The organism is Rhizobium etli CFN 42 (genome assembly GCF_000092045.1).
In the GTDB taxonomy this organism is placed as follows: Bacteria; Pseudomonadota; Alphaproteobacteria; order Rhizobiales; family Rhizobiaceae; genus Rhizobium; species Rhizobium etli.
The window spans coordinates 1,758,359-1,782,472 of the sequence record NC_007761.1; the positions used below are offsets into that span (position 1 = coordinate 1,758,359).

Below are 24,114 nucleotides of genomic sequence, written 5' to 3' on the forward strand. Positions count from 1 at the left end.
CACGCCGGTCCCGCCGGAAGCCGCGTCCATGTCGGCCCGGAAGGGATGTTTCGCCGCATCTTGCGGTTATTCTCGTTTAAGCGAGGGAGGCGGCTCCCGGGAAATTGCCGCCGGCCATCGCATTTTGAGGGCGCTTTAGCCCATGAAGGAGACAGGCATGAACCAAGAGGTCATGAATCTTTTCAATGGGCAGGTGCCTGCACAGAATTTCGATTCCATTCGGATTTCGATCGCGTCTCCGGAGAAGATCCTCTCCTGGTCCTACGGTGAGATCAAGAAGCCGGAAACCATCAACTACCGCACGTTCAAGCCGGAACGTGACGGTCTGTTCTGCGCGCGCATCTTCGGGCCGATCAAGGATTACGAATGCTTGTGCGGCAAGTACAAGCGCATGAAGTACAAGGGCATCATCTGCGAAAAGTGCGGCGTCGAAGTCACGCTGTCGCGCGTTCGCCGTGAGCGCATGGGCCATATCGAGCTCGCCGCTCCCGTTGCCCACATCTGGTTCCTGAAGTCGCTGCCGTCGCGCATTTCGACACTGCTCGACATGACGCTGAAGGATGTCGAGCGCGTTCTCTACTTCGAAAATTACATCGTCACCGAGCCGGGCCTGACCGCGCTCAAGGAGCATCAGCTCCTGACGGAAGAAGAGTACATGCTCGCCGTCGACGAATACGGCGAGGACCAGTTCACCGCGATGATCGGCGCTGAGGCGATCTACGAGATGCTGGCCTCGATGAACCTCGAAAAGATCGCCGGCGATTTGCGGTCCGAGCTTGCCGACACCACGTCGGATCTCAAGCAGAAGAAGCTGATGAAGCGCCTGAAGATCGTCGAGAACTTCATGGAGTCGGGCAATCGTCCGGAATGGATGATCATGAAGGTCGTTCCGGTCATCCCGCCGGATCTGCGCCCGCTCGTTCCGCTCGACGGTGGCCGTTTCGCGACGTCGGATCTGAACGATCTCTATCGCCGCGTCATCAACCGTAACAACCGCCTGAAGCGCCTGATCGAACTGCGTGCTCCGGGCATCATCATCCGCAACGAAAAGCGCATGCTGCAGGAATCCGTCGATGCGCTCTTCGATAACGGCCGCCGCGGCCGCGTCATCACCGGCGCCAACAAGCGTCCCCTGAAGTCGCTGTCCGATATGCTGAAGGGCAAGCAGGGTCGCTTCCGTCAGAACCTGCTCGGCAAGCGCGTCGACTATTCCGGCCGTTCGGTCATCGTGACCGGTCCGGAACTGAAGCTGCATCAGTGCGGTCTTCCGAAGAAGATGGCGCTGGAACTCTTCAAGCCGTTCATCTATGCGCGCCTCGACGCCAAGGGTTACTCCTCGACCGTCAAGCAGGCCAAGAAGCTGGTTGAAAAGGAAAAGCCGGAAGTTTGGGACATCCTCGACGAGGTCATCCGCGAACATCCGGTTCTCCTGAACCGCGCACCGACGCTGCACCGCCTGGGCATCCAGGCCTTCGAACCCACCCTGGTCGAAGGCAAGGCGATCCAGCTGCACCCGCTCGTCTGCACGGCCTTCAACGCCGACTTCGACGGTGACCAGATGGCTGTTCACGTGCCGCTGTCGCTCGAAGCCCAGCTCGAAGCCCGTGTCCTGATGATGTCGACCAACAACATCCTGCACCCGGCAAACGGCGCGCCGATCATCGTTCCCTCGCAGGACATGGTTCTCGGCCTGTACTATCTTTCGATCCTGAACCAGAACGAGCCGGGCGAAGGCATGGCCTTCTCGGATCTCGGCGAGCTGCATCACGCCCTCGAGAGCAAGGTCGTGACGCTGCACACCAAGATCCGCGGCCGCTTCAAGTCGGTCGACGAGGATGGCAAGCCCTACTCGAAGATCTATGAGACGACACCTGGCCGCCTGCTTATCGGCGAACTGCTGCCGAAGAACGGCAAGGTGCCCTTCGACATCTGCAACCAGGAAATGACCAAGAAGAACATCTCCAAGATGATCGACACGGTCTACCGCCACTGCGGCCAGAAGGACACGGTCATTTTCTGCGACCGCATCATGCAGCTCGGCTTTAGCCATGCCTGCCGCGCCGGCATTTCGTTTGGCAAGGACGACATGGTCATTCCGGCCACCAAGGCGAAGATCGTTGCCGACACCGAAAATCTGGTGAAGGAATACGAGCAGCAGTACAATGACGGCCTCATCACCCAGGGCGAAAAGTACAACAAGGTTGTGGACGCCTGGGGCAAGGCGACTGAAAAGGTCGCCGAAGAGATGATGGCGCGCATCAAGGCGGTCGAATTCGACGAGAACACCGGCCGTCAGAAGCCGATGAACTCGATCTATATGATGAGCCATTCCGGCGCCCGCGGTTCTCCGAACCAGATGCGCCAGCTGGGCGGTATGCGCGGCCTGATGGCCAAGCCGTCGGGTGAAATCATCGAGACGCCGATCATCTCGAACTTCAAGGAAGGCCTGACCGTCAACGAGTACTTCAACTCGACGCACGGCGCCCGCAAGGGTCTGGCAGACACCGCCTTGAAGACCGCGAACTCCGGCTACCTGACCCGTCGTCTCGTTGACGTCGCGCAGGATTGCATCGTCACGCACGTCGATTGCGGCACCGAAACCGGCCTGACCATGACCGCCATCGTCGATGCCGGCCAGGTCGTCGCCTCGCTCGGCGCCCGTATCCTCGGCCGCACGGCACTCGACGACATCGATCATCCGGTGACGGGTGAGCGCATCGTGGATGCCGGCAAGATGATCCTCGAGCCTGACGTCATCGAGATCGAGAAGGCCGGTATCCAGTCGATCCGCATCCGCTCGGCGCTGACCTGCGAAATCCAGACGGGTGTCTGCTCGGTCTGCTACGGCCGCGACCTCGCCCGCGGTACGCCTGTCAATATGGGCGAAGCCGTCGGCGTCATCGCCGCTCAGTCGATCGGCGAGCCGGGAACCCAGCTCACCATGCGTACCTTCCACCTTGGCGGTACGGCGACCGTGGTCGACCAGTCGTTCCTCGAAGCCTCGTACGAAGGTACGGTGCAGATCAAGAACCGCAACGTCCTGCGCAACTCGGAAGGCAGCCTGGTTGCCATGGGCCGCAACATGACCGTCCAGATCCTGGACGAGCGTGGTGTCGAGCGCTCCTCGCAGCGTGTCGCCTACGGTTCGAAGCTGCACGTCGACGAAGGTGACAAGGTCAAGCGCGGTCAGCGTCTGGCCGAGTGGGACCCGTACACCCGCCCGATGATGACCGAAGTCGCCGGTACCGTTCAGTTCGAGGATCTCGTCGACGGTCTCTCGGTTCTGGAGGCGACCGACGAATCCACCGGCATCACCAAGCGCCAGGTCATCGACTGGCGTTCGACCCCACGCGGCTCGGACCTCAAACCGGCGATCGTCATCAAGGACGCCAGCGGCAATGTCGCCAAGCTGTCGCGTGGCGGTGACGCCCGCTTCCTGCTCTCGGTCGATGCTATTCTGTCGGTCGAGCCGGGCACGAAGGTCTCCCAGGGTGACGTTCTCGCCCGTTCGCCGCTCGAAAGCGCCAAGACCAAGGACATCACCGGCGGTCTGCCGCGTGTTGCCGAACTGTTCGAAGCTCGGCGTCCGAAGGACCACGCCATCATCGCAGAGATCGATGGTACGATCCGCCTCGGCCGCGACTACAAGAACAAGCGTCGTGTCATCATCGAGCCGGCGGAAGACGGTGTCGAGCCTGTCGAATACCTGATCCCGAAGGGCAAGCCCTTCCACCTTCAGGACGGCGACTATATCGAAAAGGGTGACTACATCCTCGACGGTAACCCGGCTCCGCACGACATCCTGGCGATCAAGGGCGTGGAGGCTCTGGCTTCCTACCTCGTCAACGAAATCCAGGAAGTCTACCGCCTGCAGGGCGTCGTCATCAACGACAAGCACATCGAAGTGATCGTCCGTCAGATGCTGCAGAAGGTGGAGATCACCGATGCAGGCGACTCGACCTACATCGTCGGCGACAACGTCGACCGGATCGAGCTGGAGGACGTCAACGACCACCTGATCGAGCAGGGCAAGAAGCCTGCCAGCGGCGAGCCGGTCCTTCTCGGCATCACCAAGGCGTCGCTGCAGACCCCGTCCTTCATCTCGGCCGCGTCCTTCCAGGAAACGACCAAGGTGCTGACGGAAGCTGCAATCGCCGGCAAAACCGACGGTCTGCAGGGTCTCAAGGAAAACGTCATCGTCGGCCGCCTCATCCCGGCCGGCACCGGCGGCACCATGACCCAGATCCGCCGCATCGCCACGTCGCGCGACGAGCTCATCCTCGAAGAGCGCCGCAAGGGCACCGGGGCAGCGGTCGCCACCCCGATGCTGCAGGACATGGCCGAAAACGCTCCGGCTGCGGAATGATCCGCAGCTGAGGTCCACGAATTGAAAACCGCCCGGAGCGATCCGGGCGGTTTTCGTTTGTGCTAGTCTTTGATTGATAGCGGGAGGGAAGGCGTTCCCGTCAGCTGAACCGGATGATCGCGACCTCGCCATCGACCGCACCCTGATAGGCCGAGGCATGCGGCTCTTCCGCCGGAATTTCGGTCAGCATGCCGATCTGGTCGAGGTCGGCCTCGATGAAGCCCTCCTCGGCAAGAGCGTTCAAGGCTTCGCGCACGGCGGTGTCGTCATCGGGCGCCTTCAGCAGGATGTGCAGGTCGATGCCTTCGCTGGCCTCGGACTCATAGCCTTTGCCGATGATGATGAAGATCATCGGCCCGTCGAAGTTATTGTCGTTATCAGGTGTCGTGATCATCGCCTGTCCTCGGTTCCTGGAGATTCGCTTTGTCGAATCCGCTGAGAGGACCTAACGCCGCAATTGCTGATTCCTTAATCGTTTTTGCTGCAAGGCCCAAGTTTTTATCTTGGCGCACGTTCCTGAATGCGTCTAGAAGGATGAAAACAGGGCGTTTGGCCCGCATATCAAGGTGATGCGGCCAAGTTTATTTCTTAACCGGCCTTGACGGGACGGGTGGAAACCAGTAGTACCCCGGCCATCAGATCCCATGTGAGGCTTGGCTGTTCGGGGCGACGCGCCCTGAAGTTCACCTCAAACAAGGTTCTAAACGCACGTTGAAGTCATGATGCTGCACGCATGACGCAGGATTTTATGCGTCCTCTGCTCCTTGTGGTCCATCTGCGGAAGCGGATCGGGCCATATTTTGCGCATTGACGGAAAGCATGCGTCATTGCCGGAGACGGCGTGAGTTCAAGCCCGCAAGGGTACTGAGATAAACGTAAGGGATGGTTGAATGCCTACCGTAAACCAGCTGATCCGCAAGCCTCGCCAGGCGAACGTAAAGCGTAATAAGGTTCCCGCTCTTCAGGAGAACCCGCAGAAGCGCGGCGTTTGCACGCGCGTCTACACGACGACGCCGAGGAAGCCGAACTCGGCTCTGCGTAAGGTCGCCAAGATCCGCCTGACCAACGGCTTCGAAGTCATTGGTTACATCCCCGGTGAAGGTCACAACCTTCAGGAACACTCCGTCGTCATGATCCGTGGCGGGCGCGTCAAGGACCTTCCGGGTGTCCGTTATCACATCATCCGCGGCGTTCTCGATACCCAGGGTGTCAAGAACCGCAAGCAGCGTCGCTCCAAGTACGGTGCGAAGCGTCCGAAGTAATTCGGATTTTGAATAATCCGGCGCTGCGCGAGGTCCTCCGCGTGATGAAGCGCCTTAACGGTTGAAGAGACGAAAAGTATGTCCAGACGTCATAAAGCAGAAAAGCGCGAGATCAATCCGGATCCGAAGTTCGGTGACCTCGTCGTGACCAAGTTCATGAACGCCATCATGCTCGATGGTAAGAAGTCCGTTGCTGAAAACATCGTCTATGGTGCGTTCGACGCCGTTCAGGGCAAGTCCAAGCAGGAGCCGCTTTCGGTTTTCCATTCCGCGCTCGACAACATTGCCCCGCACGTTGAAGTCCGCTCGCGCCGCGTCGGTGGTGCGACCTATCAGGTTCCGGTCGACGTTCGTCCGGAGCGCCGCCAGGCCCTCGCCATTCGCTGGCTGATCGCCGCTGCCCGCAAGCGCAATGAAACGACCATGATCGACCGTCTGTCCGGCGAACTGCTCGATGCGTCCAACAACCGCGGCTCCGCCGTCAAGAAGCGCGAAGACACGCACAAGATGGCTGACGCCAACCGCGCGTTCTCGCACTATCGCTGGTAATTCCGAACGGTATCGAAAGGCAGTCCACAATGGCTCGCGAATATAAGATCGAAGACTACCGCAATTTCGGTATCATGGCGCATATCGACGCCGGGAAGACCACGACCACCGAGCGTATCCTTTACTACACCGGCAAGTCGCACAAGATCGGCGAAGTCCACGACGGCGCAGCCACCATGGACTGGATGGAGCAGGAGCAGGAGCGTGGCATCACGATCACCTCTGCTGCCACCACGACCTTCTGGAAGGGCCGTGACGGCAAGATGCGCCGCTTCAACATCATCGACACTCCCGGCCACGTCGACTTCACCATCGAAGTCGAGCGTTCGCTGCGCGTTCTCGACGGTGCGATTGCTCTTCTCGACGCCAACGCCGGCGTAGAGCCGCAGACGGAAACCGTCTGGCGTCAGGCTGAGAAGTACAATGTTCCGCGCATGATCTTCTGCAACAAGATGGACAAGACCGGCGCTGACTTCTACCGCTCCGTCGAGATGATCAAAACCCGTCTGGGCGCCACCGCTGTCGTCATGCAGCTGCCGATCGGCGCTGAAAGCGACTTCAAGGGCGTTGTCGATCTCGTCGAGATGAACGCCCTGATCTGGCGCGACGAATCGCTCGGCGCCCAGTGGGACGTCGTCGAAATCCCGGATGACCTGAAGGCCAAGGCTGAAGAATATCGCGAAAAGCTGATCGAGACCGTTGTCGAGATCGACGAAGCTGCGATGGAAGCCTACCTCGAAGGCAACATGCCGGACAACGATAAGATCCGCGAACTCGTTCGCCGCGGCACGATCGACGTCAAGTTCCATCCGATGTTCTGCGGCACCGCCTTCAAGAACAAGGGCGTTCAGCCGCTGCTCGACGCCGTCGTCGATTACCTGCCGTCGCCGCTCGACATTCCGGCGATCAAGGGCATCGACTTCAAGACCGAAGCCGATATCGAGCGTCATGCAGACGACGCCGAGCCGCTTTCGATGCTGGCGTTCAAGATCATGAACGACCCCTTCGTCGGTTCGCTCACCTTCGCACGCATCTACTCCGGCAAGCTTGAAAAGGGCTCTTCGGTTCTGAACACGGTCAAGGACAAGCGCGAGCGCGTCGGCCGCATGCTGCAGATGCACTCCAACTCGCGTGAAGACATCGAAGAAGCCTTTGCAGGCGACATCGTTGCTCTCGCCGGCCTCAAGGAAACCACCACTGGCGATACGCTGTGCGATCCGCTGAAGCCGGTTATTCTCGAGCGCATGGAATTCCCGGAGCCGGTCATCCAGATCGCCATCGAGCCGAAGTCCAAGGGCGACCAGGAAAAGATGGGCCTCGCGCTCAACCGCCTGGCAGCTGAAGACCCGTCCTTCCGCGTAAAGACGGACCAGGAATCCGGCCAGACGATCATCGCCGGCATGGGCGAATTGCATCTCGACATCATCGTCGACCGCATGCGCCGCGAGTTCAAGGTCGAAGCAAACGTCGGTGCGCCGCAGGTTGCTTACCGCGAAACCATCACGCGCCAGACCGAAGAAGACTACACGCACAAGAAACAGACCGGTGGTACCGGCCAGTTCGCTCGCGTCAAGATCATCTTCGAACCGAACCCGGAAGGCGAAGACTTCAAGTTCGAATCCAAGATCGTCGGCGGTGCCGTTCCGAAGGAATACATCCCGGGCGTTCAGAAGGGCATCGAAAGCGTTCTGTCTTCCGGTCCGCTGGCTGGCTTCCCGATGCTGGGCGTCAAGGCGACGCTTATCGACGGTGCCTTCCACGACGTCGACTCGTCGGTTCTGGCGTTCGAAATCGCATCGCGTGCCTGCTTCCGTGAAGCAGCCAAGAAGGCCGGCGCTCAGCTCCTCGAGCCGATGATGAAGGTCGAGGTCGTCACCCCGGAAGATTATGTCGGTGATGTTATCGGCGACCTCAACTCCCGCCGTGGCCAGATCCAGGGTCAGGAAAGCCGTGGTATTGCGGTTGTCATCAGCGCCAACGTTCCGCTGGCCAACATGTTCAAGTACGTCGACAACTTGCGCTCCATGTCGCAGGGCCGCGCTCAGTACACGATGACCTTCGATCACTACGCGCCGGTCCCGTCGAACGTCGCAACCGAAATCCAGGCAAAGTATTCCGGTCAGAAGTGACCGGAATACCAATTGACCGATAACAAGAATTAGACCCCCTCGGGGACTAGCAAAACGGAGAGCCGAAAATGGCAAAGAGTAAGTTTGAGCGCAACAAGCCGCACGTCAACATTGGCACGATCGGCCACGTTGACCACGGCAAGACGTCTCTGACGGCAGCGATCACGAAGTACTTCGGTGAGTTCAAGGCGTACGACCAGATCGACGCGGCTCCGGAAGAGAAGGCACGCGGCATCACGATCTCGACGGCGCACGTTGAGTATGAGACGCCGGCCCGCCACTACGCGCACGTTGACTGCCCCGGCCATGCCGACTACGTGAAGAACATGATCACCGGTGCGGCGCAGATGGACGGCGCGATCCTGGTTTGCTCGGCTGCTGACGGCCCGATGCCGCAGACGCGCGAACACATCCTGCTCGCCCGCCAGGTCGGCGTTCCGGCAATCGTTGTGTTCCTGAACAAGGTCGACCAGGTTGATGACGCCGAGCTTCTCGAGCTGGTTGAACTCGAAGTTCGCGAACTTCTGTCGTCCTACGACTTCCCGGGCGACGACATTCCGGTCGTCAAGGGTTCGGCGCTTGCTGCTCTTGAAGACTCCGACAAGAAGATCGGCGAAGACGCGATCCGCGAACTGATGGCAGCGGTCGACTCCTACATTCCGACGCCTGAGCGTCCGGTTGACCAGCCGTTCCTGATGCCGATCGAAGACGTGTTCTCGATCTCGGGCCGTGGTACGGTCGTGACCGGCCGCGTCGAGCGTGGCATCATCAAGGTTGGTGAAGAAGTCGAGATCGTCGGCATCCGTCCGACCTCGAAGACGACGGTGACCGGCGTTGAAATGTTCCGCAAGCTGCTCGACCAGGGCCAGGCCGGCGACAACATCGGCGCGCTGATCCGCGGTGTGAACCGTGACGGCGTCGAGCGTGGTCAGATCCTGTGCAAGCCGGGCTCCGTCAAGCCGCACAAGAAGTTCAAGGCAGAAGCCTACATCCTGACGAAGGAAGAGGGCGGCCGTCATACGCCGTTCTTCACCAACTACCGTCCGCAGTTCTACTTCCGCACGACGGATGTGACCGGCATCGTGACGCTTCCGGAAGGCACGGAAATGGTCATGCCGGGCGACAACGTCACGGTTGACGTCGAGCTGATCGTTCCGATCGCGATGGAAGAAAAGCTGCGCTTCGCCATCCGCGAAGGCGGCCGCACCGTCGGCGCCGGTATCGTCGCTATCGAGTCGCTCGAGTAATTCATTCGGCCGCTCCGGTGGGGTGGCCGATTCGATGACAATAATATGATGCAGGCGGCGTAAGCCGCTTGCTTATTACACAGAAATGTAGCAAATGGCGCGCGAGCGCGATTTGCGTGCCGCTTTGGACGACGAAGCGGTGACTGAACAAGCAAATAAGGTGGGCTAGAAGGCCCTGAAGACTGGATAGGGACGCCGACATCGGCGCCCTCTCGATCTTTGAAACCGGTGGTCCGCCTTAGGAAGAAAGAACAGCCCGTGTCTTGTTGAGAGACATGCGGAAAACAAACACAAGGATAACGTCGAATGAACGGCCAAAATATCCGCATTCGCCTGAAGGCGTTCGATCACCGGATTCTCGATGCTTCCACGCGCGAGATCGTGTCGACGGCGAAGCGCACCGGTGCAAGCGTCCGGGGCCCCGTTCCGCTTCCGACCCGCATCGAGAAGTTTACGGTCAACCGGTCCCCGCACATCGACAAGAAGAGCCGCGAACAGTTCGAGATGCGCACGCATAAGCGCCTGCTCGACATCGTAGACCCGACCCCGCAGACGGTAGACGCGCTGATGAAGCTCGATCTCGCCGCCGGTGTCGATGTTGAGATCAAGCTCTGAGCTTGCTCGAGCTGAGTTGGAAGGATTGAACCGATGCGTTCAGGTGTGATTGCACAAAAGGTGGGAATGACCCGCGTCTACAACGACGCCGGCGAGCATGTCCCGGTAACGGTACTGCGTATGGACGGCTGCCAGGTCGTCGCCACGCGCACTGTCGAGAAGAATGGCTATACCGCAGTTCAGCTCGGTGCCGGCCAGGCGAAGGTAAAGAACACGTCGAAGGCGATGCGCGGCAACTTTGCCGTTGCCAACGTCGAGCCGAAGGCCAAGCTCGCAGAATTCCGCGTGTCGGAAGACAATCTGCTGGAGATCGGCACGGAGCTCAAGGCGGATCACTTTGCCGCCGGTCAGCTCGTCGATGTGACGGGTACGACCATCGGTAAGGGTTTTGCCGGCGCCATGAAGCGCCACGGTTTCGGCGGTCTGCGCGCCACGCACGGTGTGTCGGTTTCGCACCGTTCGCATGGTTCGACCGGCTCGCGCCAGGATCCGGGCAAGGTTTTCAAGAACAAGAAGATGGCTGGTCACATGGGCCAGACGCGCGTCACGACGCAGAACCTGGAAGTGGTTTCGACCGACGAAGATCGCGGTCTGATCCTGATCAAGGGTGCTGTTCCCGGTTCCAAGGGTGCCTGGATCATCGTGCGCGACGCCGTCAAGTCGGCCGCGAAGTAAGGGAGCCAGATCAATGGAATTGAACGTCAAGACCCTCGAGGGAAAAGACGCCGGGAAGGTCTCCCTTTCGGACGAGATTTTCGGCCTCGAGCCCCGCGAAGACATTCTCGCCCGCGTTATCCGCTGGCAGCTTGCCAAGAAGCAGCAGGGCACGCACAAGGCAAAGGGCCGCGCTGAAGTCTCGCGCACCGGCGCCAAGATGTACAAGCAGAAGGGTACGGGCCGCGCTCGTCACCATTCGGCTCGCGCTCCGCAGTTCCGCGGCGGCGGCAAGGCCCATGGCCCGGTCGTTCGCAGCCACGAGCACGACCTTCCGAAGAAGGTTCGCGCACTCGGCCTTCGCCATGCCCTTTCGGCCAAGATCAAGGCTGATGACGTCATCGTCATCGACAACCTGGTCGCAGCTGAAGCCAAGACCAAGGCTCTCGCGTCCGCTTTCGAGACGCTCGGCCTGACCAACGCCCTCTTCATCGGCGGCGCAGAGCTTGACGGCAACTTCAAGCTTGCAGCGCAGAACATCCCGAACATTGATGTTCTGCCGATCCAGGGCATCAATGTTTACGACATCGTGCGCCGCGGAAAGCTCGTGCTTTCCAAGGCTGCGGTTGAAGCGCTAGAGGAGCGATTCAAGTGACCGATCTTCGCCACTACGATGTGATCGTCTCTCCGGCGATCACCGAAAAGTCCACGCTGGTATCTGAAAACAACCAGGTTGTTTTCAATGTCGCCAAGCAGGCGACAAAGCCGGAAATCAAGGCTGCTGTCGAGGCGCTGTTCGGCGTCAAGGTTACGGCCGTCAACACTCTGCTGCGCAAGGGCAAGACCAAGCGGTTCCGTGGTTTCGTCGGCAAGCAGAAGGACGTGAAGAAGGCTGTCGTGACGCTGGCTGAAGGCCAGACGATCGATGTCTCCACCGGTCTCTGAGGAATAAGAAAATGGCATTGAAAACATTCAATCCGACGACCCCGAGCCAGCGTCAGCTGGTCATCGTGGACCGCTCCTCGCTCTACAAGGGCAAGCCGGTCAAGGCGCTGACGGAAGGTCTGACCAAGAGCGGTGGTCGTAACAACCTCGGCCGCATCACGGCTCGCTTCATCGGTGGCGGTCACAAGCGCAGCTACCGTCTGGTCGACTTTAAGCGTCGCAAGTTCGATATCGAAGGCACGGTCGAACGTATCGAATACGACCCGAACCGCACGGCTTTCATCGCGCTGGTAACCTATTCGGATGGCGAACAGGCCTACATCATCGCTCCGCAGCGTCTCGCTGCCGGCGACAAGGTCATCGCTTCGGAGAAGGCAGTCGACGTCAAGCCCGGCAACACCATGCCGCTGCAGTACATCCCGGTCGGCTCCATCATCCACAACGTGGAAATGAAGCCGGGCAAGGGCGGTCAGATTGCCCGTTCCGCCGGTTCATACGCGCAGCTCGTCGGTCGTGACCAGGGCATGGCGATCCTTCGCCTGAACTCCGGCGAACAGCGTCTGGTCAGCGGCGTCTGCCTCGCTTCGATCGGCGCCGTCTCCAACCCGGACCACGCCAACATCAACGACGGCAAGGCCGGTCGTACCGTCTGGCGCGGCAAGCGTCCGCATAACCGCGGTGTTGTCATGAACCCGGTCGACCACCCGCACGGCGGTGGTGAAGGCCGCACCTCCGGTGGTCGCCATCCGGTGACACCGTGGGGCAAGCCGACCAAGGGCAAGCGCACTCGGTCGAACAAGTCGACCGACAAGATGATCATGCGCTCGCGTCATCAGCGTAAGAAGTAAGAGAGGAAGTCTCCAATGGCTCGTTCAGTATGGAAAGGTCCGTTCGTTGACGGCTATCTTCTCAAGAAGGCTGAGAAGGTTCGTGAAGGCGGACGTGCAGAAGTGATCAAGATCTGGAGCCGTCGCTCCACGATCCTGCCGCAGTTCGTCGGTCTTACCTTCGGCGTCTACAACGGCAGCAAGCATATCCCGGTCAGCGTCAATGAAGACATGGTCGGCCACAAATTCGGTGAATTCTCTCCGACCCGCACCTACTACGGTCACGGCGCGGACAAGAAGGCGAAGAGGAAGTAACAATGGGCAAGGCAAAAGCCGAACGCCGGCTGAAGGACAACGAGGCGCAAGCAGTCGCCCGCACGCTCCGCGTCAGCCCCCAGAAGCTCAACCTGGTTGCTGCGGCCATCCGCGGCAAGAAGGTCGAGCGTGCACTCGCTGAGCTGGAGTTCTCCCGCAAGCGCATCGCGGGCGCCGTCAAGAAGACGCTCGAATCCGCGATCGCCAACGCCGAGAACAATCACGATCTCGACGTCGACGCGCTCGTCGTCGCCGAAGCCTACGTCGGCAAGTCGATCGTCATGAAGCGCTTCCACGCTCGTGGCCGCGGTCGCGCGTCGCGCATCGAAAAGCCCTTCGCGCACCTGACGATCGTCGTTCGTGAAGTGCAGGCAGCAGAGGAGGCCGCATAATGGGTCAGAAAATCAATCCGATCGGTTTCCGTCTCGGCATCAATCGTACCTGGGATAGCCGCTGGTTCGCGGACAATGCCGAGTATGGCCAGCTGCTGCACGAAGACCTGAAAATGCGCAAGTTCGTCATGAGCGAACTGAAGCAGGCCGGCATCTCCAAGGTGGTGATCGAGCGTCCGCACAAGAAGTGCCGCGTCACGATCCACTCGGCCCGTCCGGGCCTGATCATCGGCCGCAAGGGCGCCGACATCGACAAGCTCCGCAAGAAGCTGTCCGACATGACCAATTCGGAAACGCACCTCAACATCGTCGAAGTGCGCAAGCCCGAAGTCGACGCGACGCTGGTTGCTCAGTCGATCGCCCAGCAGCTCGAGCGCCGCGTGGCTTTCCGCCGCGCCATGAAGCGCGCCGTTCAGTCCGCGATGCGTCTTGGCGCCGAAGGCATCAAGATCACCTGCGCCGGCCGTCTCGGCGGTGCGGAAATCGCCCGTACTGAATGGTACCGCGAAGGTCGGGTGCCGCTGCACACGCTGCGCGCCGACATCGATTACGGCACGGCAGAAGCCGAAACCGCATTCGGTATCTGCGGCATCAAGGTCTGGATCTTCAAGGGCGAAATCCTTGAGCACGATCCGATGGCTTCCGAACGTCGCGCGCTGGAAGGCGACGCACAGGGTCCGGCAAGCCGCGAACGCGACCGTGGCGATCGTCGCCGCGAACGCGACAACGCGTAATTAGCGCTGGCGAAAGATAAGCTCGGAGAAGTAAGAAAATGTTGCAGCCAAAGCGTACTAAGTACCGCAAGCAGTTCAAGGGCCGCATCAAGGGCGTCGCCAAGGGCGGTTCTGACCTGGCATTCGGCGAATTCGGCCTGAAGGCTCAGGAGCCCAACCGCGTCAACGCACGCGAGATCGAAGCGGCCCGCCGCGCGATCACGCGTTACATGAAGCGCGCCGGCCGTGTATGGATCCGCGTGTTCCCGGACGTTCCGGTAACCGCAAAGCCGACCGAAGTCCGCATGGGTAAAGGTAAGGGCTCCGTCGAATACTGGGCATGCAAGGTCAAGCCCGGTCGTATGATGTTCGAGATCGACGGCGTCAGCGAAGAGATCGCCCGTGAGGCGCTTCGTCTCGGCTCTGCCAAGCTCTCGGTCAAGACGCGCTTCGTACAGCGCATTGCAGAGTAAGGATTGAGCTCATGAAAGCCTCAGACGTTCGCGCGTTGACCGCCGACCAACTCAAGGAGGAGCTTGCCAAGCTGAAGAAGGAGCAGTTCAACCTGCGCTTCCAGAAGGCGACCGGCCAGCTCGAAAAGTCCTCGCGCATCAACGAAGTCCGCAAGGACATCGCCCGCGTGAAAACCATTGCCCGCCAGAAGGCGGCAGAAGTTAAGGCCTAAAGGAAGAAAAACATGCCGAAGCGCATCCTGCAGGGCGTCGTCGTTGGCGACAAGAACGAGAAGACGGTAGTGGTTCGCGTTGAGCGTCGTTTTGCTCATCCGCTGCTCCAGAAGACCGTTCGTCGTTCCAAGAAGTACAAGGCCCACGACGAAAACAACGAGTACAAGATCGGCGATACCGTATCCATCGAGGAATGCGCGCCGATTTCCAAGGACAAGCGCTGGACGGTCATTGCCGCCCAGGGCAAGTAACAGAATTTTGTGCGAGGCCTTGCGTCTCGCCGAAATATCTGTATGAAGCAGCGTCAGAACGCTCGAATGCCGGGCGTTCTTTTGCTTTGAGCGCACGGAAGGTCCCGTTCGGGAAACCACCCTGGCACGATCGATCCCGCGCTATTCAGCTATTGCCGCGTCTGTGCTGCCGTTTGGCAGGTCGGCCGGCAGAAAATTTTCATAAGCCGGAGTAGGGGGCTAGCCCAACCATTCCGGTAAACCAAGAAGGCGACCTGATATGATTCAGATGCAAACAAACCTCGACGTCGCGGATAATTCCGGCGCACGTCGTGTCATGTGCATCAAGGTGCTGGGCGGCTCGAAGCGCAAGTATGCCTCGATCGGCGACGTCATCGTCGTTTCGATCAAGGAAGCGATCCCGCGCGGCCGCGTGAAGAAGGGTGACGTGATGAAGGCGGTTGTCGTTCGCACCGCCAAGGACATCCGCCGTCCGGATGGCTCCGTCATCCGCTTCGACACCAACGCAGCAGTCCTCATTGACAACAAGAAAGAGCCGATCGGCACCCGTATCTTCGGACCGGTTCCGCGCGAACTTCGCGCCAAGAACCACATGAAGATCATCTCGCTGGCTCCCGAAGTACTGTAAGGAGCGGAAGCGATGCAGAAGATTCGTAAAGGCGACAAGGTCGTCATGCTCGCTGGCAAGGACAAGGGCCGTACCGGCGAAGTCGTTCAGGTCATGCCGAAGGAAGATCGTGCGGTCGTCCGTGGCGTCAACGTCGTGAAGCGCCACCAGCGCCAGACGCAGACCCAGGAAGCCGGCATCATCAACAAGGAAGCCCCGGTTCACCTGTCCAACATTGCAATCGTCGACAAGGACGGCAAGCCGACCCGCGTCGGTTTCAAGGTCGTTGACGGCAAGAAGGTCCGCGTGGCCAAGCGTTCTGGAGAAGTGATCGATGGCTGAGGCAAAGTACGAGCCGCGGCTCAAGAAAGAATATGTCGAGCGCATCCGCAAGGCGATGCAGGAGAAATTCTCCTACGCCAACGAGATGATGATTCCGAAGCTCGACAAGATCGTCATCAACATGGGCGTCGGTGAAGCGACCGCTGACTCGAAGAAGCCGACGGTTGCTGCCGCCGACCTCGCAGCGATCGCCGGTCAGAAGCCGGTCATCACCCGCGCACGCAACTCTATCGCAGGCTTCAAGGTCCGCGAAAACATGCCGATCGGCGCGAAGGTCACCCTGCGCGGCGCCCGCATGTACGAGTTCCTGGATCGTCTGGTCAACATCGCGCTCCCGCGCGTTCGCGACTTCCGCGGCCTGAACCCGAAGAGCTTTGACGGCCGTGGCAACTTCGCCATGGGCATCAAGGAGCACATTGTGTTCCCTGAGATCAACTACGACAAGGTTGATCAGATGTGGGGCATGGACATCATCGTTTGCACGACGGCGACGACCGACGACGAAGCACGGACTCTCCTGAAGGAGTTCAGCTTCCCGTTCCGTCAATAACCGTAACGACGAGCGTAGAAAAGGAACCTGACATGGCGAAGACAAGCGCAGTTGAAAAGAACAAGCGCCGCCGTACTACGGTCGCCAACCAGGCCGCTAAGCGGGCTGCGTTGAAGGCGATCATCATGAACCAGGCTCTTCCGATCGAAGAGCGGTTCAAGGCCTCGATCAAGCTGGCATCCCTGCCGCGCGATGGATCGAAGACCCGCATTCGCAACCGTTGCGAAGTGTCGGGCCGTCCGCGCGCATATTACCGCAAACTGCGCATGTCGCGTATTGCGCTGCGTGAACTCGGCAATCTCGGCAAGGTGCCGGGCATCGTCAAGTCGAGCTGGTAAGGAGCAGGTTAGATGACAATGACTGATCCGTTGGGCGATATGCTCACCCGTATCCGTAACGGCGCTTCCCGCCGCAAGTCGTCGGTCTCGACGCCTGCGTCCAAGCTCCGTGCGCGTGTTCTCGATGTCCTGCAGTCCGAAGGCTACATCCGTGGCTATTCCGTTGTCGATTTCGGCAATGGCAAGTCGGAGCTCAACATCGAGCTGAAGTACTATGAAGGCGCATCGGTGATCCGTGAGATCGGCCGTGTGTCCAAGCCGGGCCGCCGGGTTTATGTCTCGGTCAAGTCCATTCCGCAGGTCGCGAACGGCCTCGGCATCACCATCCTTTCGACTCCGAAGGGCGTGATGGCCGATCACCAGGCTCGCGAACAGAACGTTGGTGGCGAGGTTCTTTGCTCGGTCTTCTAAGATCGGGCAGGGATCTCCATGGCGAACAGACAGGATTGAAACATGTCTCGTATCGGTAAGAAGCCCGTTCAGGTGCCTGCTGGAATCACGGCTACGGTCGAAGGCCAGAAGGTTACCGCAAAGGGCCCGAAGGGCGAGCTGTTCTTCGTCGCTAACGACGAAATCAGCCTCAAGCTCGAAAACAACGCGGTCGTCGTGACGCCCGTAAACCAGTCCAAGGATGCGCGTTCGAAGTGGGGCATGTCCCGCACGATGATCGAAGGCATCTTCAAGGGCGTCAAGGACGGTTACGAGCGCAAGCTCGAAATCAACGGCGTCGGCTACCGTGCCGCCATGCAGGGCAAGAACCTGCAGCTGGCCCTCGGTTTCAGCCATGACGTGGTCTATGAACCGCCGGTCGGCATCTCGATCGCTGTTCCGAAGCCGACTGAAATCATCGTCAGCGGCATCAACAAGCAGCAGGTCGGTCAGGTTGCCGCCGAAATCCGCGAATATCGCGGTCCCGAGCCGTACAAGGGCAAGGGCGTCAAGTATGCCGACGAGCGGATCGTCCGCAAAGAAGGCAAGAAGAAGTAAGGATCACGCGAAATGGCTAGCAGGAAAGAAGCACTTGCACGTCGTGCCAACCGCGTGCGCCGTCATATCAAGTCGGTGGCCAATGGCCGTCCGCGCCTGTCGGTTCATCGCTCCTCGAAGAACATCTATGCCCAGATCATCGATGACGTGGCCGGCAAGACGCTTGCGTCCGCCTCCACCCTCGACAAGGATCTGCGCGGTTCTCTGAAGACCGGTGCCGATACCGCCGCCGCCGCCGCCGTCGGCAAGCTCGTCGCCGAGCGCGCCTCCAAGGCCGGTGTTACGGACGTCGTATTCGACCGTGGCGCCTTCATCTATCACGGCCGCATCAAGGCTCTCGCCGAAGCGGCCCGCGAAGGCGGTCTGACCTTCTGATCAGTTTCCGGCCGGACGCTGTCGCTCCGGCCGGATTTTCGCCGGACTGCAGGCACTCCCTGGCAAGAAGGGGAGGCTGATGCGGTCCACATTCATTTGCCGATTGCACCCGGAAAAGAAAAAGGAAGAGGACAATGGCACAGGAAAGAAGGCCGCAGCGGGAAGACCGCCAGAGCCGTGAAGAGCGCGATAGCGAATTCGTCGACAAGCTGGTCGCGATCAACCGCGTCGCCAAGGTCGTCAAGGGCGGCCGTCGTTTTGGTTTCGCAGCACTCGTCGTCGTCGGCGACCAGAAGGGCCGCGTCGGCTTCGGTCATGGCAAGGCACGCGAAGTGCCGGAGGCTATCCGCAAGGCAACCGAAGCGGCCAAGCGCGAGCTGATCTTCGTACCGCTGCGTGATGGCCGTACACTGCATCACGACGTTCATGGCCGCCACGGCGCCGGCAAGGTTCTGCTGCGCTCCGCCAAGGTCGGTACCGGCATCATCGCCGGCGGTCCGATGCGCGCCGTATTCGAAACGCTCGGCATGCACGACGTCGTTGCCAAGTCGACCGGTTCGTCGAACCCCTACAACATGGTTCGCGCCACCTTCGACGCTCTGAAGCACCAGGTTCACCCGAAGGACATCGCAGCTCAGCGCGGCATCAAGTATGCAACGCTGCAGGCTCGTCGTAGCGCCTCCGGCAACGCCTCTGAAGAATAAGAGGAGCTGACCAATGGCCAAGGCTACCAAGAAGGCTGAAGCGAAGACTGTCACGATCGAACAGATCGGCAGCCCTATTCGCCGTCCGGACGTCCAGCAGCGCACGCTGATCGGTCTCGGATTGAACAAGATGCACCGTCGCCGCACGCTGGAGGATACTCCTTCCGTTCGCGGCATGATCCGTGCTGTCCAGCATCTCGTTCGCATCGTCGACGAGAAGTGAGACGGAGGAAACGCTCATGAAACTCAATGAAATCAAGGACAACGAAGGCTCGACCCACAGCCGCAAGCGCCTCGGCCGCGGTATCGGTTCGGGTTCCGGCAAGACGGCTGGTCGCGGTGTCAAGGGTCAGAAGTCCCGTTCCGGCGTCGCCATCAACGGCTTCGAAGGCGGCCAGATGCCGATCTATCGCCGCCTGCCGAAGCGCGGCTTCAACAACATTTTCGCTTCCGACTTTGTTGTTGTGTCGCTTGCTCGCATTCAGGCGGCGATCGACGCCGGCAAGCTCGATGCCAAGGCGACTGTCGACGCAGCTGCCCTGAAGGCCGCCGGCGTTATCCGCCGCGCCAAGGACGGCGTTCGCGTTCTCGCCGACGGCGACCTCAAGGCCAAGATCACCATCGTCGTCGCAGGCGCTTCCAAGCCCGCTGTCGAGAAGATCGAAAAAGCCGGCGGGACAGTGACGCTGCTTTCGGCTCCGGCTGCAGCAGAATAATATCTGATGATATATCGCCCGGGGTGCTTCACACCGGGCGATTTTGCTCCCATATGTGGGCCTCACAAAATGTTGGCTGGCGCGCTCGCGTCATGCCGGTAAGACTGGAAAACAAGGGTGAGGCATGGGGTTGCGCTGCAATCCGTCCCAAACCCGGTTTTGAATTATTTTCATACTGATTCCGGGGCCGGTATTTCTCCAGAGACGCCGGGATTGGTAGGGCGGAGAATCGCATGGCTTCTGCAGCGGAACAATTGGCATCCAACCTCAATTTTTCGACCTTTGCCAAAGCCGAGGATTTGAAGAAGCGCCTGTGGTTCACACTGGCAGCTCTCCTCGTCTACAGGCTCGGCACCCATATCCCGCTTCCGGGGCTCAATCCCGAAGCCTATGCCCAGGCGTTCCGCGGCCAGGCAGGCGGTATTCTCGGCCTTTTCAACATGTTCTCGGGTGGCGCCGTTCAGCGCATGGCGATCTTTGCGCTCGGCATCATGCCCTATATCTCCGCTTCGATCATCGTGCAGCTGATGACTTCGGTCGTGCCGACGCTTGAAAACCTGAAGAAGGAAGGCGAGCAGGGTCGCAAGATCATCAACCAGTACACCCGCTACGGCACCGTCGTTCTGGGTGCGCTCCAAGCTTACGGCATTGCCGCCGGCCTTGAGAGCGGCCAGGGCCTTGTCGTCGATCCGGGCTGGTTTTTCCGTATTTCCACCGTTCTGACGCTGCTCGGCGGCACGATGTTCCTGATGTGGCTCGGGGAGCAGATCACCTCGCGCGGTATCGGCAACGGTATTTCGCTGATCATCTTCGCCGGTATCGCGGCCGGCCTTCCGAGCGCTCTTGCCGGCACGCTTGAGCTTGGCCGCACCGGCGCGCTGTCGACCGGCCTCATCCTGCTCGTCATCATTGTCGCGATCGCCGTCATCGGTGTCATTGTCTTCGTCGAGCGCGCCCAGCGCCGGCTGCTGATCCAGTATCCGAAGCGCCAGGTGGGCAACCGCATGTTCCAGGGCGATACGTCGCACCTGCCGCTGAAACTGAACACCTCGGGCGTGATCCCGGCGATTTTTGCCTCTTCGCTGCTGCTGCTGCCGGCGACAGTCGCGGGTTTTGCCAACACCACGGCGATGCCTGCCTGGGCGACGTCGATCGTCGCCGCCCTCGGCCATGGCCAGCCGCTCTACATGGTGCTCTATGCGGCGCTGATCGCCTTCTTCGCCTTCTTCTACACGGCCATCGTCTTCAATCCGAAGGACACGGCCGACAATTTGAAGAAGCACGGCGGCTTCATTCCCGGCATTCGTCCGGGTGAGCGCACCGCCGAATATATCGACTACGTGCTGACCCGCATCACGCTGATCGGCGCGATCTATCTCGTCTTCGTCTGCATCCTTCCGGAGATTCTGGTGTCGCAAACCGGCATTCCATTATCCCTTGGTGGGACTTCGCTTTTGATCGTGGTTAGCGTAACTCTTGATACGGTTGCACAGATCCAGGGTCACCTGATCGCGCAGCAATACGAAGGCCTGATCAAAAAATCGAAGTTGCGTGGAGGAAAGAGGGGGCGATGAGACTTATCCTTTTGGGGCCGCCGGGCGCGGGTAAGGGAACCCAGGCCCAGCGGATCGTGGAAAAGCACGGCATTCCGCAGCTTTCCACGGGAGATATGCTGCGTGCGGCGGTCAACGCCGGCACGGAGGTCGGCAAGCGCGCCAAGGCGGTCATGGATGCCGGCAAGCTGGTCTCGGACGAGATCGTCATTGCCATCGTTTCGGAGCGAATCGACCAGCCCGATTGCGCCAACGGCTTCATTCTCGACGGCTTCCCCCGGACGCTGGTCCAGGCGGACGCCACCGAGGCGATGCTGAAAGCCAAGGGACTCGACCTTTCGGTGGTTATCGAGTTTCGCGTCGACGACGAGGAACTCGTCCGCCGCGTGGATGGCCGTTACACCTGTGCTCAGTGCGGCACTGTCTATCACGACACGGACAAGGTTCCGGTCGAGGAAGGCGTATGCGACAAGTGCGGTTCGACTCACTTCAAGCGTCGTCCTGACGACAACGCCGAGACGATGATCAAGCGTCTCGAGGTCTACTATAAGGAGACCTCGCCGCTGATCGGTTACTACCATGCCAAGGGTAAGCTCAGGCCCGTCGACGGCATGGCTGAAATCGATCAGGTGACTGCCGAGGTCGAAGCCATTCTTTCCAAGCTGTAAGGCTTGAAAATAAACTTGGCGGAAACGGTTGCTTTTCAGCAGTGATTCCGCTAAACACCGCGCCAACTCGCGACATTCCCTGCGATCGGCGCGGATTTCCCTGGGAAGTCCGGGTGCGGTCGTTTTGACATGTTACGGACACTAAATCTGAACGGGCGGTCCTGAGGGCCGCATAACGAAGCCCACTTGCCGGATGGCAACTGGAATGCAAGGAGAACAGGCGTGGCACGTATCGCTGGCGTCAACATCCCGACTGCGAAGCGCGTAGTCATCGCGCTGACCTACATTCACGGGATCGGTCCGAAATTCGCACAGGAAATCGTCGAGAAGGTCGGTATCCCGGCTGAGCGTCGTGTGCATCAGCTGACGGACGCTGAAGTCCTTCAGATCCGCGAAACCATCGACCGTGACTATCAGGTCGAGGGTGATCTTCGTCGCGAAACCGCGATGAACATCAAGCGTCTGATGGATCTCGGCTGCTACCGCGGCCTGCGTCATCGTCGCGGCCTTCCGGTCCGCGGTCAGCGCACGCACACCAATGCCCGCACCCGCAAGGGCCCGGCAAAGGCGATCGCTGGCAAGAAGAAGTAATTTCCGGGAAACCGGGGTGGGGAGGCTGGCGGTCCGCGCCGGCCTCTTTTGAGTTTGGAACGGGGCCATATAGGCGCCGTTCCGGTGTAGCCGCTGGTATTACGGCGGTGAAGAGATCAACGAAAGGAATAGCATGGCCAAGGAAGCCGTCCGCGTTCGCCGTCGCGAGCGCAAGAATATCTCGTCGGGTGTCGCTCACGTCAACTCGACCTTCAACAACACGATGATCACCATCACAGACGCGCAGGGCAATGCGATCGCCTGGTCTTCGGCTGGCGCCAAGGGCTTCAAGGGCTCGCGCAAGTCGACCCCGTTTGCTGCCCAGATCGCTGCCGAAGACTGCGCCAAGAAGGCCCAGGAACACGGCATGAAGTCGCTGGAAGTCGAAGTCTGCGGTCCGGGTTCGGGTCGTGAATCGGCTCTGCGTGCGCTCCAGGCTGCGGGTTTCATGATTACGTCCATCCGCGACGTGACCCCGATCCCGCACAATGGCTGCCGTCCGCGCAAGAAGCGCCGCGTCTGATCATCGCTCTCGTCACCGGTGAGCGCTTCTGTGCTCCCGGTGGTTTTCAAGCTCGGTTGTCACGATTGGATGGTGGCAACGAACGGAAGGCAAACTCATGATTCAGAAGAACTGGCAGGAACTGATCAAGCCGAACAAGGTGGAGTTCTCCTCGAGCTCGCGCACCAGGGCGACGCTTGTCGCCGAACCGCTGGAGCGCGGCTTCGGTCTCACCCTCGGCAACGCGCTGCGCCGCGTTCTGCTCTCCTCGCTGCGCGGTGCTGCCGTCACGGCGGTGCAGATCGACGGCGTGCTGCATGAATTCTCCTCGATTCCCGGCGTCCGCGAAGACGTCACGGATATCGTGCTCAACATCAAGGAAATCGCCATCAAGATGGATGGCGACGACGCAAAGCGCATGGTCGTGCGCAAGCAGGGCCCGGGCGTTGTCACGGCTGGCGACATTCAGACGGTCGGCGATATCGAAATCCTCAACCCCGAGCATGTGATCTGCACGCTCGACGAGGGTGCCGAAATCCGCATGGAATTCACCGTCAACAACGGCAAGGGCTATGTTCCGGCCGAACGCAATCGTGCGGAAGATGCTCCGATCGGCCTTATCCCGGTCGACAGCCTCTATTCGCCGGTCAAGAAGGTGTCCTACAAGGTTGAAAATACCCGCGAAGGACAGGTTCTCGACTACGACAAGCTGAATATGACCATCGAAACCGATGGCTCAATCACCGGCGAGGACGCCGTCGCTTTCGCGGCGCGCATCCTCCAGGATCAGCTTGGCGTCTTCGTCAACTTCGACGAGCCGCAGAAGGAAACCGAAGAGGAAGCAGTCACCGAACTCGCTTTCAACCCGGCTCTCCTCAAGAAGGTGGACGAACTCGAACTGTCGGTCCGTTCGGCAAACTGCCTGAAGAACGACAACATCGTCTACATCGGCGACCTCATTCAGAAGACCGAAGCAGAAATGCTCCGCACGCCGAATTTTGGTCGCAAGTCGCTGAACGAAATCAAGGAAGTTCTCGCTTCCATGGGCCTGCACCTCGGCATGGAAGTGCCGGCATGGCCGCCCGAGAACATCGAAGATCTCGCCAAGCGTTACGAAGACCAATATTGAGAAAACAAAAGGCAGGCTCTTTCGACTGCCTTTCCCCGTCAAACAGCAGGCCGATCGCCTGCATGTGCCAGGAAACGGCAGGCCCACCTAACGTAAGGGCA

General features: G+C 60.0%; 32 protein-coding genes. 31 read left to right on the top strand and 1 reads right to left on the bottom strand.

Annotated features, from left to right (window positions below; translation table 11 throughout):
- Positions 1-157: 157 nt before the first annotated feature.
- The gene (gene rpoC, locus RHE_RS08540) at positions 158-4,366 is read left to right on the top strand and encodes a DNA-directed RNA polymerase subunit beta' (protein ID WP_011424976.1); all 4,209 of its coding nucleotides are present in this window, start codon (positions 158-160) and stop codon (positions 4,364-4,366) included.
- 100 nt (positions 4,367-4,466) lie between these two features.
- Here the strand turns inward: rpoC and RHE_RS08545 are convergent, their stop codons facing one another.
- Positions 4,467-4,760, bottom strand: coding sequence for a hypothetical protein (locus tag RHE_RS08545; RefSeq protein WP_011424977.1), 294 nt, complete (start codon positions 4,758-4,760; stop codon positions 4,467-4,469).
- Between the two features lie 496 nt (positions 4,761-5,256).
- On the opposite strand from RHE_RS08545, the gene rpsL reads away from it, so the two are divergent.
- From rpsL to RHE_RS08695, 30 genes are all read left to right on the top strand, one after another.
- Entirely contained in the window at positions 5,257-5,628 is a 372-nt protein-coding gene (gene rpsL / locus RHE_RS08550) for a 30S ribosomal protein S12 (RefSeq protein ID WP_011424978.1), read from the top strand.
- Between the two features lie 78 nt (positions 5,629-5,706).
- A complete protein-coding gene (gene rpsG / locus RHE_RS08555) occupies positions 5,707-6,177 on the top strand; it encodes a 30S ribosomal protein S7 (RefSeq protein WP_004669085.1) in 471 nt (156 codons plus the stop codon).
- Positions 6,178-6,206: 29 nt separating this feature from the next.
- Entirely contained in the window at positions 6,207-8,306 is a 2,100-nt protein-coding gene (gene fusA, locus RHE_RS08560; protein WP_011424979.1) for an elongation factor G, read from the top strand.
- A 68-nt stretch (positions 8,307-8,374) separates the two neighbouring features.
- Positions 8,375-9,553 carry an elongation factor Tu gene (gene tuf / locus RHE_RS08565; protein WP_011424980.1) on the top strand — a complete coding sequence of 393 codons (1,179 nt, stop codon included), beginning with the start codon at positions 8,375-8,377 and terminating at the stop codon, positions 9,551-9,553.
- Positions 9,554-9,859: 306 nt separating this feature from the next.
- Positions 9,860-10,168 (top strand): 30S ribosomal protein S10, encoded by a 309-nt coding sequence (gene rpsJ, locus RHE_RS08570; protein ID WP_003547547.1) that lies wholly within the window; start codon positions 9,860-9,862, stop codon positions 10,166-10,168.
- A 33-nt stretch (positions 10,169-10,201) separates the two neighbouring features.
- Entirely contained in the window at positions 10,202-10,843 is a 642-nt protein-coding gene (gene rplC / locus RHE_RS08575; RefSeq protein ID WP_011424981.1) for a 50S ribosomal protein L3, read from the top strand.
- Positions 10,844-10,856: 13 nt separating this feature from the next.
- Complete coding sequence (gene rplD, locus RHE_RS08580; RefSeq protein WP_004674918.1) at positions 10,857-11,477, top strand: 50S ribosomal protein L4; 621 nt, start codon at positions 10,857-10,859, stop codon at positions 11,475-11,477.
- Positions 11,474-11,767: a 50S ribosomal protein L23 gene (locus tag RHE_RS08585; protein WP_003547550.1), complete on the top strand. Its 294-nt coding sequence runs from the start codon at positions 11,474-11,476 to the stop codon at positions 11,765-11,767. Before rplD ends, RHE_RS08585 begins: the two co-directional genes overlap by 4 nt.
- Positions 11,768-11,778: 11 nt before the next feature.
- Positions 11,779-12,615 (top strand): 50S ribosomal protein L2, encoded by an 837-nt coding sequence (rplB, locus tag RHE_RS08590; RefSeq protein WP_011424982.1) that lies wholly within the window; start codon positions 11,779-11,781, stop codon positions 12,613-12,615.
- A 15-nt stretch (positions 12,616-12,630) separates the two neighbouring features.
- Positions 12,631-12,909, top strand: coding sequence for a 30S ribosomal protein S19 (rpsS, locus tag RHE_RS08595; RefSeq protein ID WP_003573797.1), 279 nt, complete (start codon positions 12,631-12,633; stop codon positions 12,907-12,909).
- A 2-nt stretch (positions 12,910-12,911) separates the two neighbouring features.
- Positions 12,912-13,301 carry a 50S ribosomal protein L22 gene (rplV, locus tag RHE_RS08600; protein ID WP_004674922.1) on the top strand — a complete coding sequence of 130 codons (390 nt, stop codon included), beginning with the start codon at positions 12,912-12,914 and terminating at the stop codon, positions 13,299-13,301.
- A complete protein-coding gene (rpsC, locus tag RHE_RS08605) occupies positions 13,301-14,035 on the top strand; it encodes a 30S ribosomal protein S3 (protein ID WP_003573793.1) in 735 nt (244 codons plus the stop codon). Before rplV ends, rpsC begins: the two co-directional genes overlap by 1 nt.
- Positions 14,036-14,073: 38 nt before the next feature.
- A complete protein-coding gene (rplP, locus tag RHE_RS08610) occupies positions 14,074-14,487 on the top strand; it encodes a 50S ribosomal protein L16 (RefSeq protein ID WP_003573792.1) in 414 nt (137 codons plus the stop codon).
- An 11-nt stretch (positions 14,488-14,498) separates the two neighbouring features.
- Positions 14,499-14,699 carry a 50S ribosomal protein L29 gene (gene rpmC / locus RHE_RS08615; protein ID WP_011424983.1) on the top strand — a complete coding sequence of 67 codons (201 nt, stop codon included), beginning with the start codon at positions 14,499-14,501 and terminating at the stop codon, positions 14,697-14,699.
- A 12-nt stretch (positions 14,700-14,711) separates the two neighbouring features.
- The gene (rpsQ, locus tag RHE_RS08620; protein WP_011424984.1) at positions 14,712-14,951 is read left to right on the top strand and encodes a 30S ribosomal protein S17; all 240 of its coding nucleotides are present in this window, start codon (positions 14,712-14,714) and stop codon (positions 14,949-14,951) included.
- Positions 14,952-15,210: 259 nt separating this feature from the next.
- Complete coding sequence (gene rplN / locus RHE_RS08625) at positions 15,211-15,579, top strand: 50S ribosomal protein L14 (RefSeq protein WP_003573790.1); 369 nt, start codon at positions 15,211-15,213, stop codon at positions 15,577-15,579.
- A gap of 12 nt (positions 15,580-15,591) precedes the next feature.
- On the top strand, positions 15,592-15,900 hold the full coding sequence (rplX, locus tag RHE_RS08630) for a 50S ribosomal protein L24 (protein ID WP_004674929.1): 309 nt from the start codon (positions 15,592-15,594) through the stop codon (positions 15,898-15,900).
- A complete protein-coding gene (gene rplE, locus RHE_RS08635) occupies positions 15,893-16,450 on the top strand; it encodes a 50S ribosomal protein L5 (protein ID WP_011424985.1) in 558 nt (185 codons plus the stop codon). Before rplX ends, rplE begins: the two co-directional genes overlap by 8 nt.
- Positions 16,451-16,482: 32 nt before the next feature.
- Positions 16,483-16,788: a 30S ribosomal protein S14 gene (rpsN, locus tag RHE_RS08640; RefSeq protein WP_003573787.1), complete on the top strand. Its 306-nt coding sequence runs from the start codon at positions 16,483-16,485 to the stop codon at positions 16,786-16,788.
- A gap of 12 nt (positions 16,789-16,800) precedes the next feature.
- Positions 16,801-17,199, top strand: coding sequence for a 30S ribosomal protein S8 (gene rpsH, locus RHE_RS08645; RefSeq protein ID WP_004674934.1), 399 nt, complete (start codon positions 16,801-16,803; stop codon positions 17,197-17,199).
- A 42-nt stretch (positions 17,200-17,241) separates the two neighbouring features.
- Positions 17,242-17,775, top strand: a complete 534-nt coding sequence (gene rplF, locus RHE_RS08650) for a 50S ribosomal protein L6 (RefSeq protein WP_011424986.1) — start codon at positions 17,242-17,244, stop codon at positions 17,773-17,775.
- A gap of 12 nt (positions 17,776-17,787) precedes the next feature.
- Positions 17,788-18,150 (top strand): 50S ribosomal protein L18, encoded by a 363-nt coding sequence (gene rplR, locus RHE_RS08655; RefSeq protein WP_011424987.1) that lies wholly within the window; start codon positions 17,788-17,790, stop codon positions 18,148-18,150.
- A gap of 134 nt (positions 18,151-18,284) precedes the next feature.
- Positions 18,285-18,854 (top strand): 30S ribosomal protein S5, encoded by a 570-nt coding sequence (gene rpsE / locus RHE_RS08660; protein ID WP_003573784.1) that lies wholly within the window; start codon positions 18,285-18,287, stop codon positions 18,852-18,854.
- Between the two features lie 13 nt (positions 18,855-18,867).
- Positions 18,868-19,077, top strand: coding sequence for a 50S ribosomal protein L30 (gene rpmD / locus RHE_RS08665; RefSeq protein ID WP_011424988.1), 210 nt, complete (start codon positions 18,868-18,870; stop codon positions 19,075-19,077).
- Positions 19,078-19,093: 16 nt separating this feature from the next.
- On the top strand, positions 19,094-19,570 hold the full coding sequence (gene rplO, locus RHE_RS08670; protein WP_011424989.1) for a 50S ribosomal protein L15: 477 nt from the start codon (positions 19,094-19,096) through the stop codon (positions 19,568-19,570).
- Positions 19,571-19,803: 233 nt separating this feature from the next.
- Positions 19,804-21,144, top strand: coding sequence for a preprotein translocase subunit SecY (gene secY / locus RHE_RS08675; protein WP_011424990.1), 1,341 nt, complete (start codon positions 19,804-19,806; stop codon positions 21,142-21,144).
- A complete protein-coding gene (locus RHE_RS08680) occupies positions 21,141-21,791 on the top strand; it encodes an adenylate kinase (protein ID WP_011424991.1) in 651 nt (216 codons plus the stop codon). The genes secY and RHE_RS08680 overlap by 4 nt, the downstream gene beginning before the upstream one ends.
- Before the next feature lie 222 nt (positions 21,792-22,013).
- Positions 22,014-22,382 (top strand): 30S ribosomal protein S13, encoded by a 369-nt coding sequence (gene rpsM / locus RHE_RS08685; RefSeq protein WP_011424992.1) that lies wholly within the window; start codon positions 22,014-22,016, stop codon positions 22,380-22,382.
- A gap of 133 nt (positions 22,383-22,515) precedes the next feature.
- Positions 22,516-22,905 carry a 30S ribosomal protein S11 gene (gene rpsK / locus RHE_RS08690; protein WP_003547577.1) on the top strand — a complete coding sequence of 130 codons (390 nt, stop codon included), beginning with the start codon at positions 22,516-22,518 and terminating at the stop codon, positions 22,903-22,905.
- 97 nt (positions 22,906-23,002) lie between these two features.
- On the top strand, positions 23,003-24,013 hold the full coding sequence (locus RHE_RS08695) for a DNA-directed RNA polymerase subunit alpha (RefSeq protein WP_003547579.1): 1,011 nt from the start codon (positions 23,003-23,005) through the stop codon (positions 24,011-24,013).
- Positions 24,014-24,114: the final 101 nt, after the last annotated feature.

Coding starts and splice junctions, on each gene's coding strand:
- secY (WP_011424990.1), top strand. CDS start 19,804: ATGGCTTCTGCAGCGGAACAATTGGCATCCAACCTCAATTTTTCGACC.
- rplV (WP_004674922.1), top strand. CDS start 12,912: ATGGGCAAGGCAAAAGCCGAACGCCGGCTGAAGGACAACGAGGCGCAA.
- RHE_RS08545 (WP_011424977.1), bottom strand. CDS start 4,760: ATGATCACGACACCTGATAACGACAATAACTTCGACGGGCCGATGATC.
- rplR (WP_011424987.1), top strand. CDS start 17,788: ATGGCTAGCAGGAAAGAAGCACTTGCACGTCGTGCCAACCGCGTGCGC.
- tuf (WP_011424980.1), top strand. CDS start 8,375: ATGGCAAAGAGTAAGTTTGAGCGCAACAAGCCGCACGTCAACATTGGC.
- rpmC (WP_011424983.1), top strand. CDS start 14,499: ATGAAAGCCTCAGACGTTCGCGCGTTGACCGCCGACCAACTCAAGGAG.
- rpmD (WP_011424988.1), top strand. CDS start 18,868: ATGGCCAAGGCTACCAAGAAGGCTGAAGCGAAGACTGTCACGATCGAA.
- rplN (WP_003573790.1), top strand. CDS start 15,211: ATGATTCAGATGCAAACAAACCTCGACGTCGCGGATAATTCCGGCGCA.
- rpsG (WP_004669085.1), top strand. CDS start 5,707: ATGTCCAGACGTCATAAAGCAGAAAAGCGCGAGATCAATCCGGATCCG.
- rpsN (WP_003573787.1), top strand. CDS start 16,483: ATGGCGAAGACAAGCGCAGTTGAAAAGAACAAGCGCCGCCGTACTACG.
- rplP (WP_003573792.1), top strand. CDS start 14,074: ATGTTGCAGCCAAAGCGTACTAAGTACCGCAAGCAGTTCAAGGGCCGC.
- rpsL (WP_011424978.1), top strand. CDS start 5,257: ATGCCTACCGTAAACCAGCTGATCCGCAAGCCTCGCCAGGCGAACGTA.
- rpoC (WP_011424976.1), top strand. CDS start 158: ATGAACCAAGAGGTCATGAATCTTTTCAATGGGCAGGTGCCTGCACAG.
- fusA (WP_011424979.1), top strand. CDS start 6,207: ATGGCTCGCGAATATAAGATCGAAGACTACCGCAATTTCGGTATCATG.
- rplE (WP_011424985.1), top strand. CDS start 15,893: ATGGCTGAGGCAAAGTACGAGCCGCGGCTCAAGAAAGAATATGTCGAG.
- rplO (WP_011424989.1), top strand. CDS start 19,094: ATGAAACTCAATGAAATCAAGGACAACGAAGGCTCGACCCACAGCCGC.
- rplX (WP_004674929.1), top strand. CDS start 15,592: ATGCAGAAGATTCGTAAAGGCGACAAGGTCGTCATGCTCGCTGGCAAG.
- RHE_RS08680 (WP_011424991.1), top strand. CDS start 21,141: ATGAGACTTATCCTTTTGGGGCCGCCGGGCGCGGGTAAGGGAACCCAG.
- rplF (WP_011424986.1), top strand. CDS start 17,242: ATGTCTCGTATCGGTAAGAAGCCCGTTCAGGTGCCTGCTGGAATCACG.
- rpsK (WP_003547577.1), top strand. CDS start 22,516: ATGGCCAAGGAAGCCGTCCGCGTTCGCCGTCGCGAGCGCAAGAATATC.
- rplB (WP_011424982.1), top strand. CDS start 11,779: ATGGCATTGAAAACATTCAATCCGACGACCCCGAGCCAGCGTCAGCTG.
- rpsH (WP_004674934.1), top strand. CDS start 16,801: ATGACAATGACTGATCCGTTGGGCGATATGCTCACCCGTATCCGTAAC.
- rplD (WP_004674918.1), top strand. CDS start 10,857: ATGGAATTGAACGTCAAGACCCTCGAGGGAAAAGACGCCGGGAAGGTC.
- RHE_RS08695 (WP_003547579.1), top strand. CDS start 23,003: ATGATTCAGAAGAACTGGCAGGAACTGATCAAGCCGAACAAGGTGGAG.
- rpsE (WP_003573784.1), top strand. CDS start 18,285: ATGGCACAGGAAAGAAGGCCGCAGCGGGAAGACCGCCAGAGCCGTGAA.
- rplC (WP_011424981.1), top strand. CDS start 10,202: ATGCGTTCAGGTGTGATTGCACAAAAGGTGGGAATGACCCGCGTCTAC.
- rpsC (WP_003573793.1), top strand. CDS start 13,301: ATGGGTCAGAAAATCAATCCGATCGGTTTCCGTCTCGGCATCAATCGT.
- rpsJ (WP_003547547.1), top strand. CDS start 9,860: ATGAACGGCCAAAATATCCGCATTCGCCTGAAGGCGTTCGATCACCGG.
- rpsQ (WP_011424984.1), top strand. CDS start 14,712: ATGCCGAAGCGCATCCTGCAGGGCGTCGTCGTTGGCGACAAGAACGAG.
- rpsS (WP_003573797.1), top strand. CDS start 12,631: ATGGCTCGTTCAGTATGGAAAGGTCCGTTCGTTGACGGCTATCTTCTC.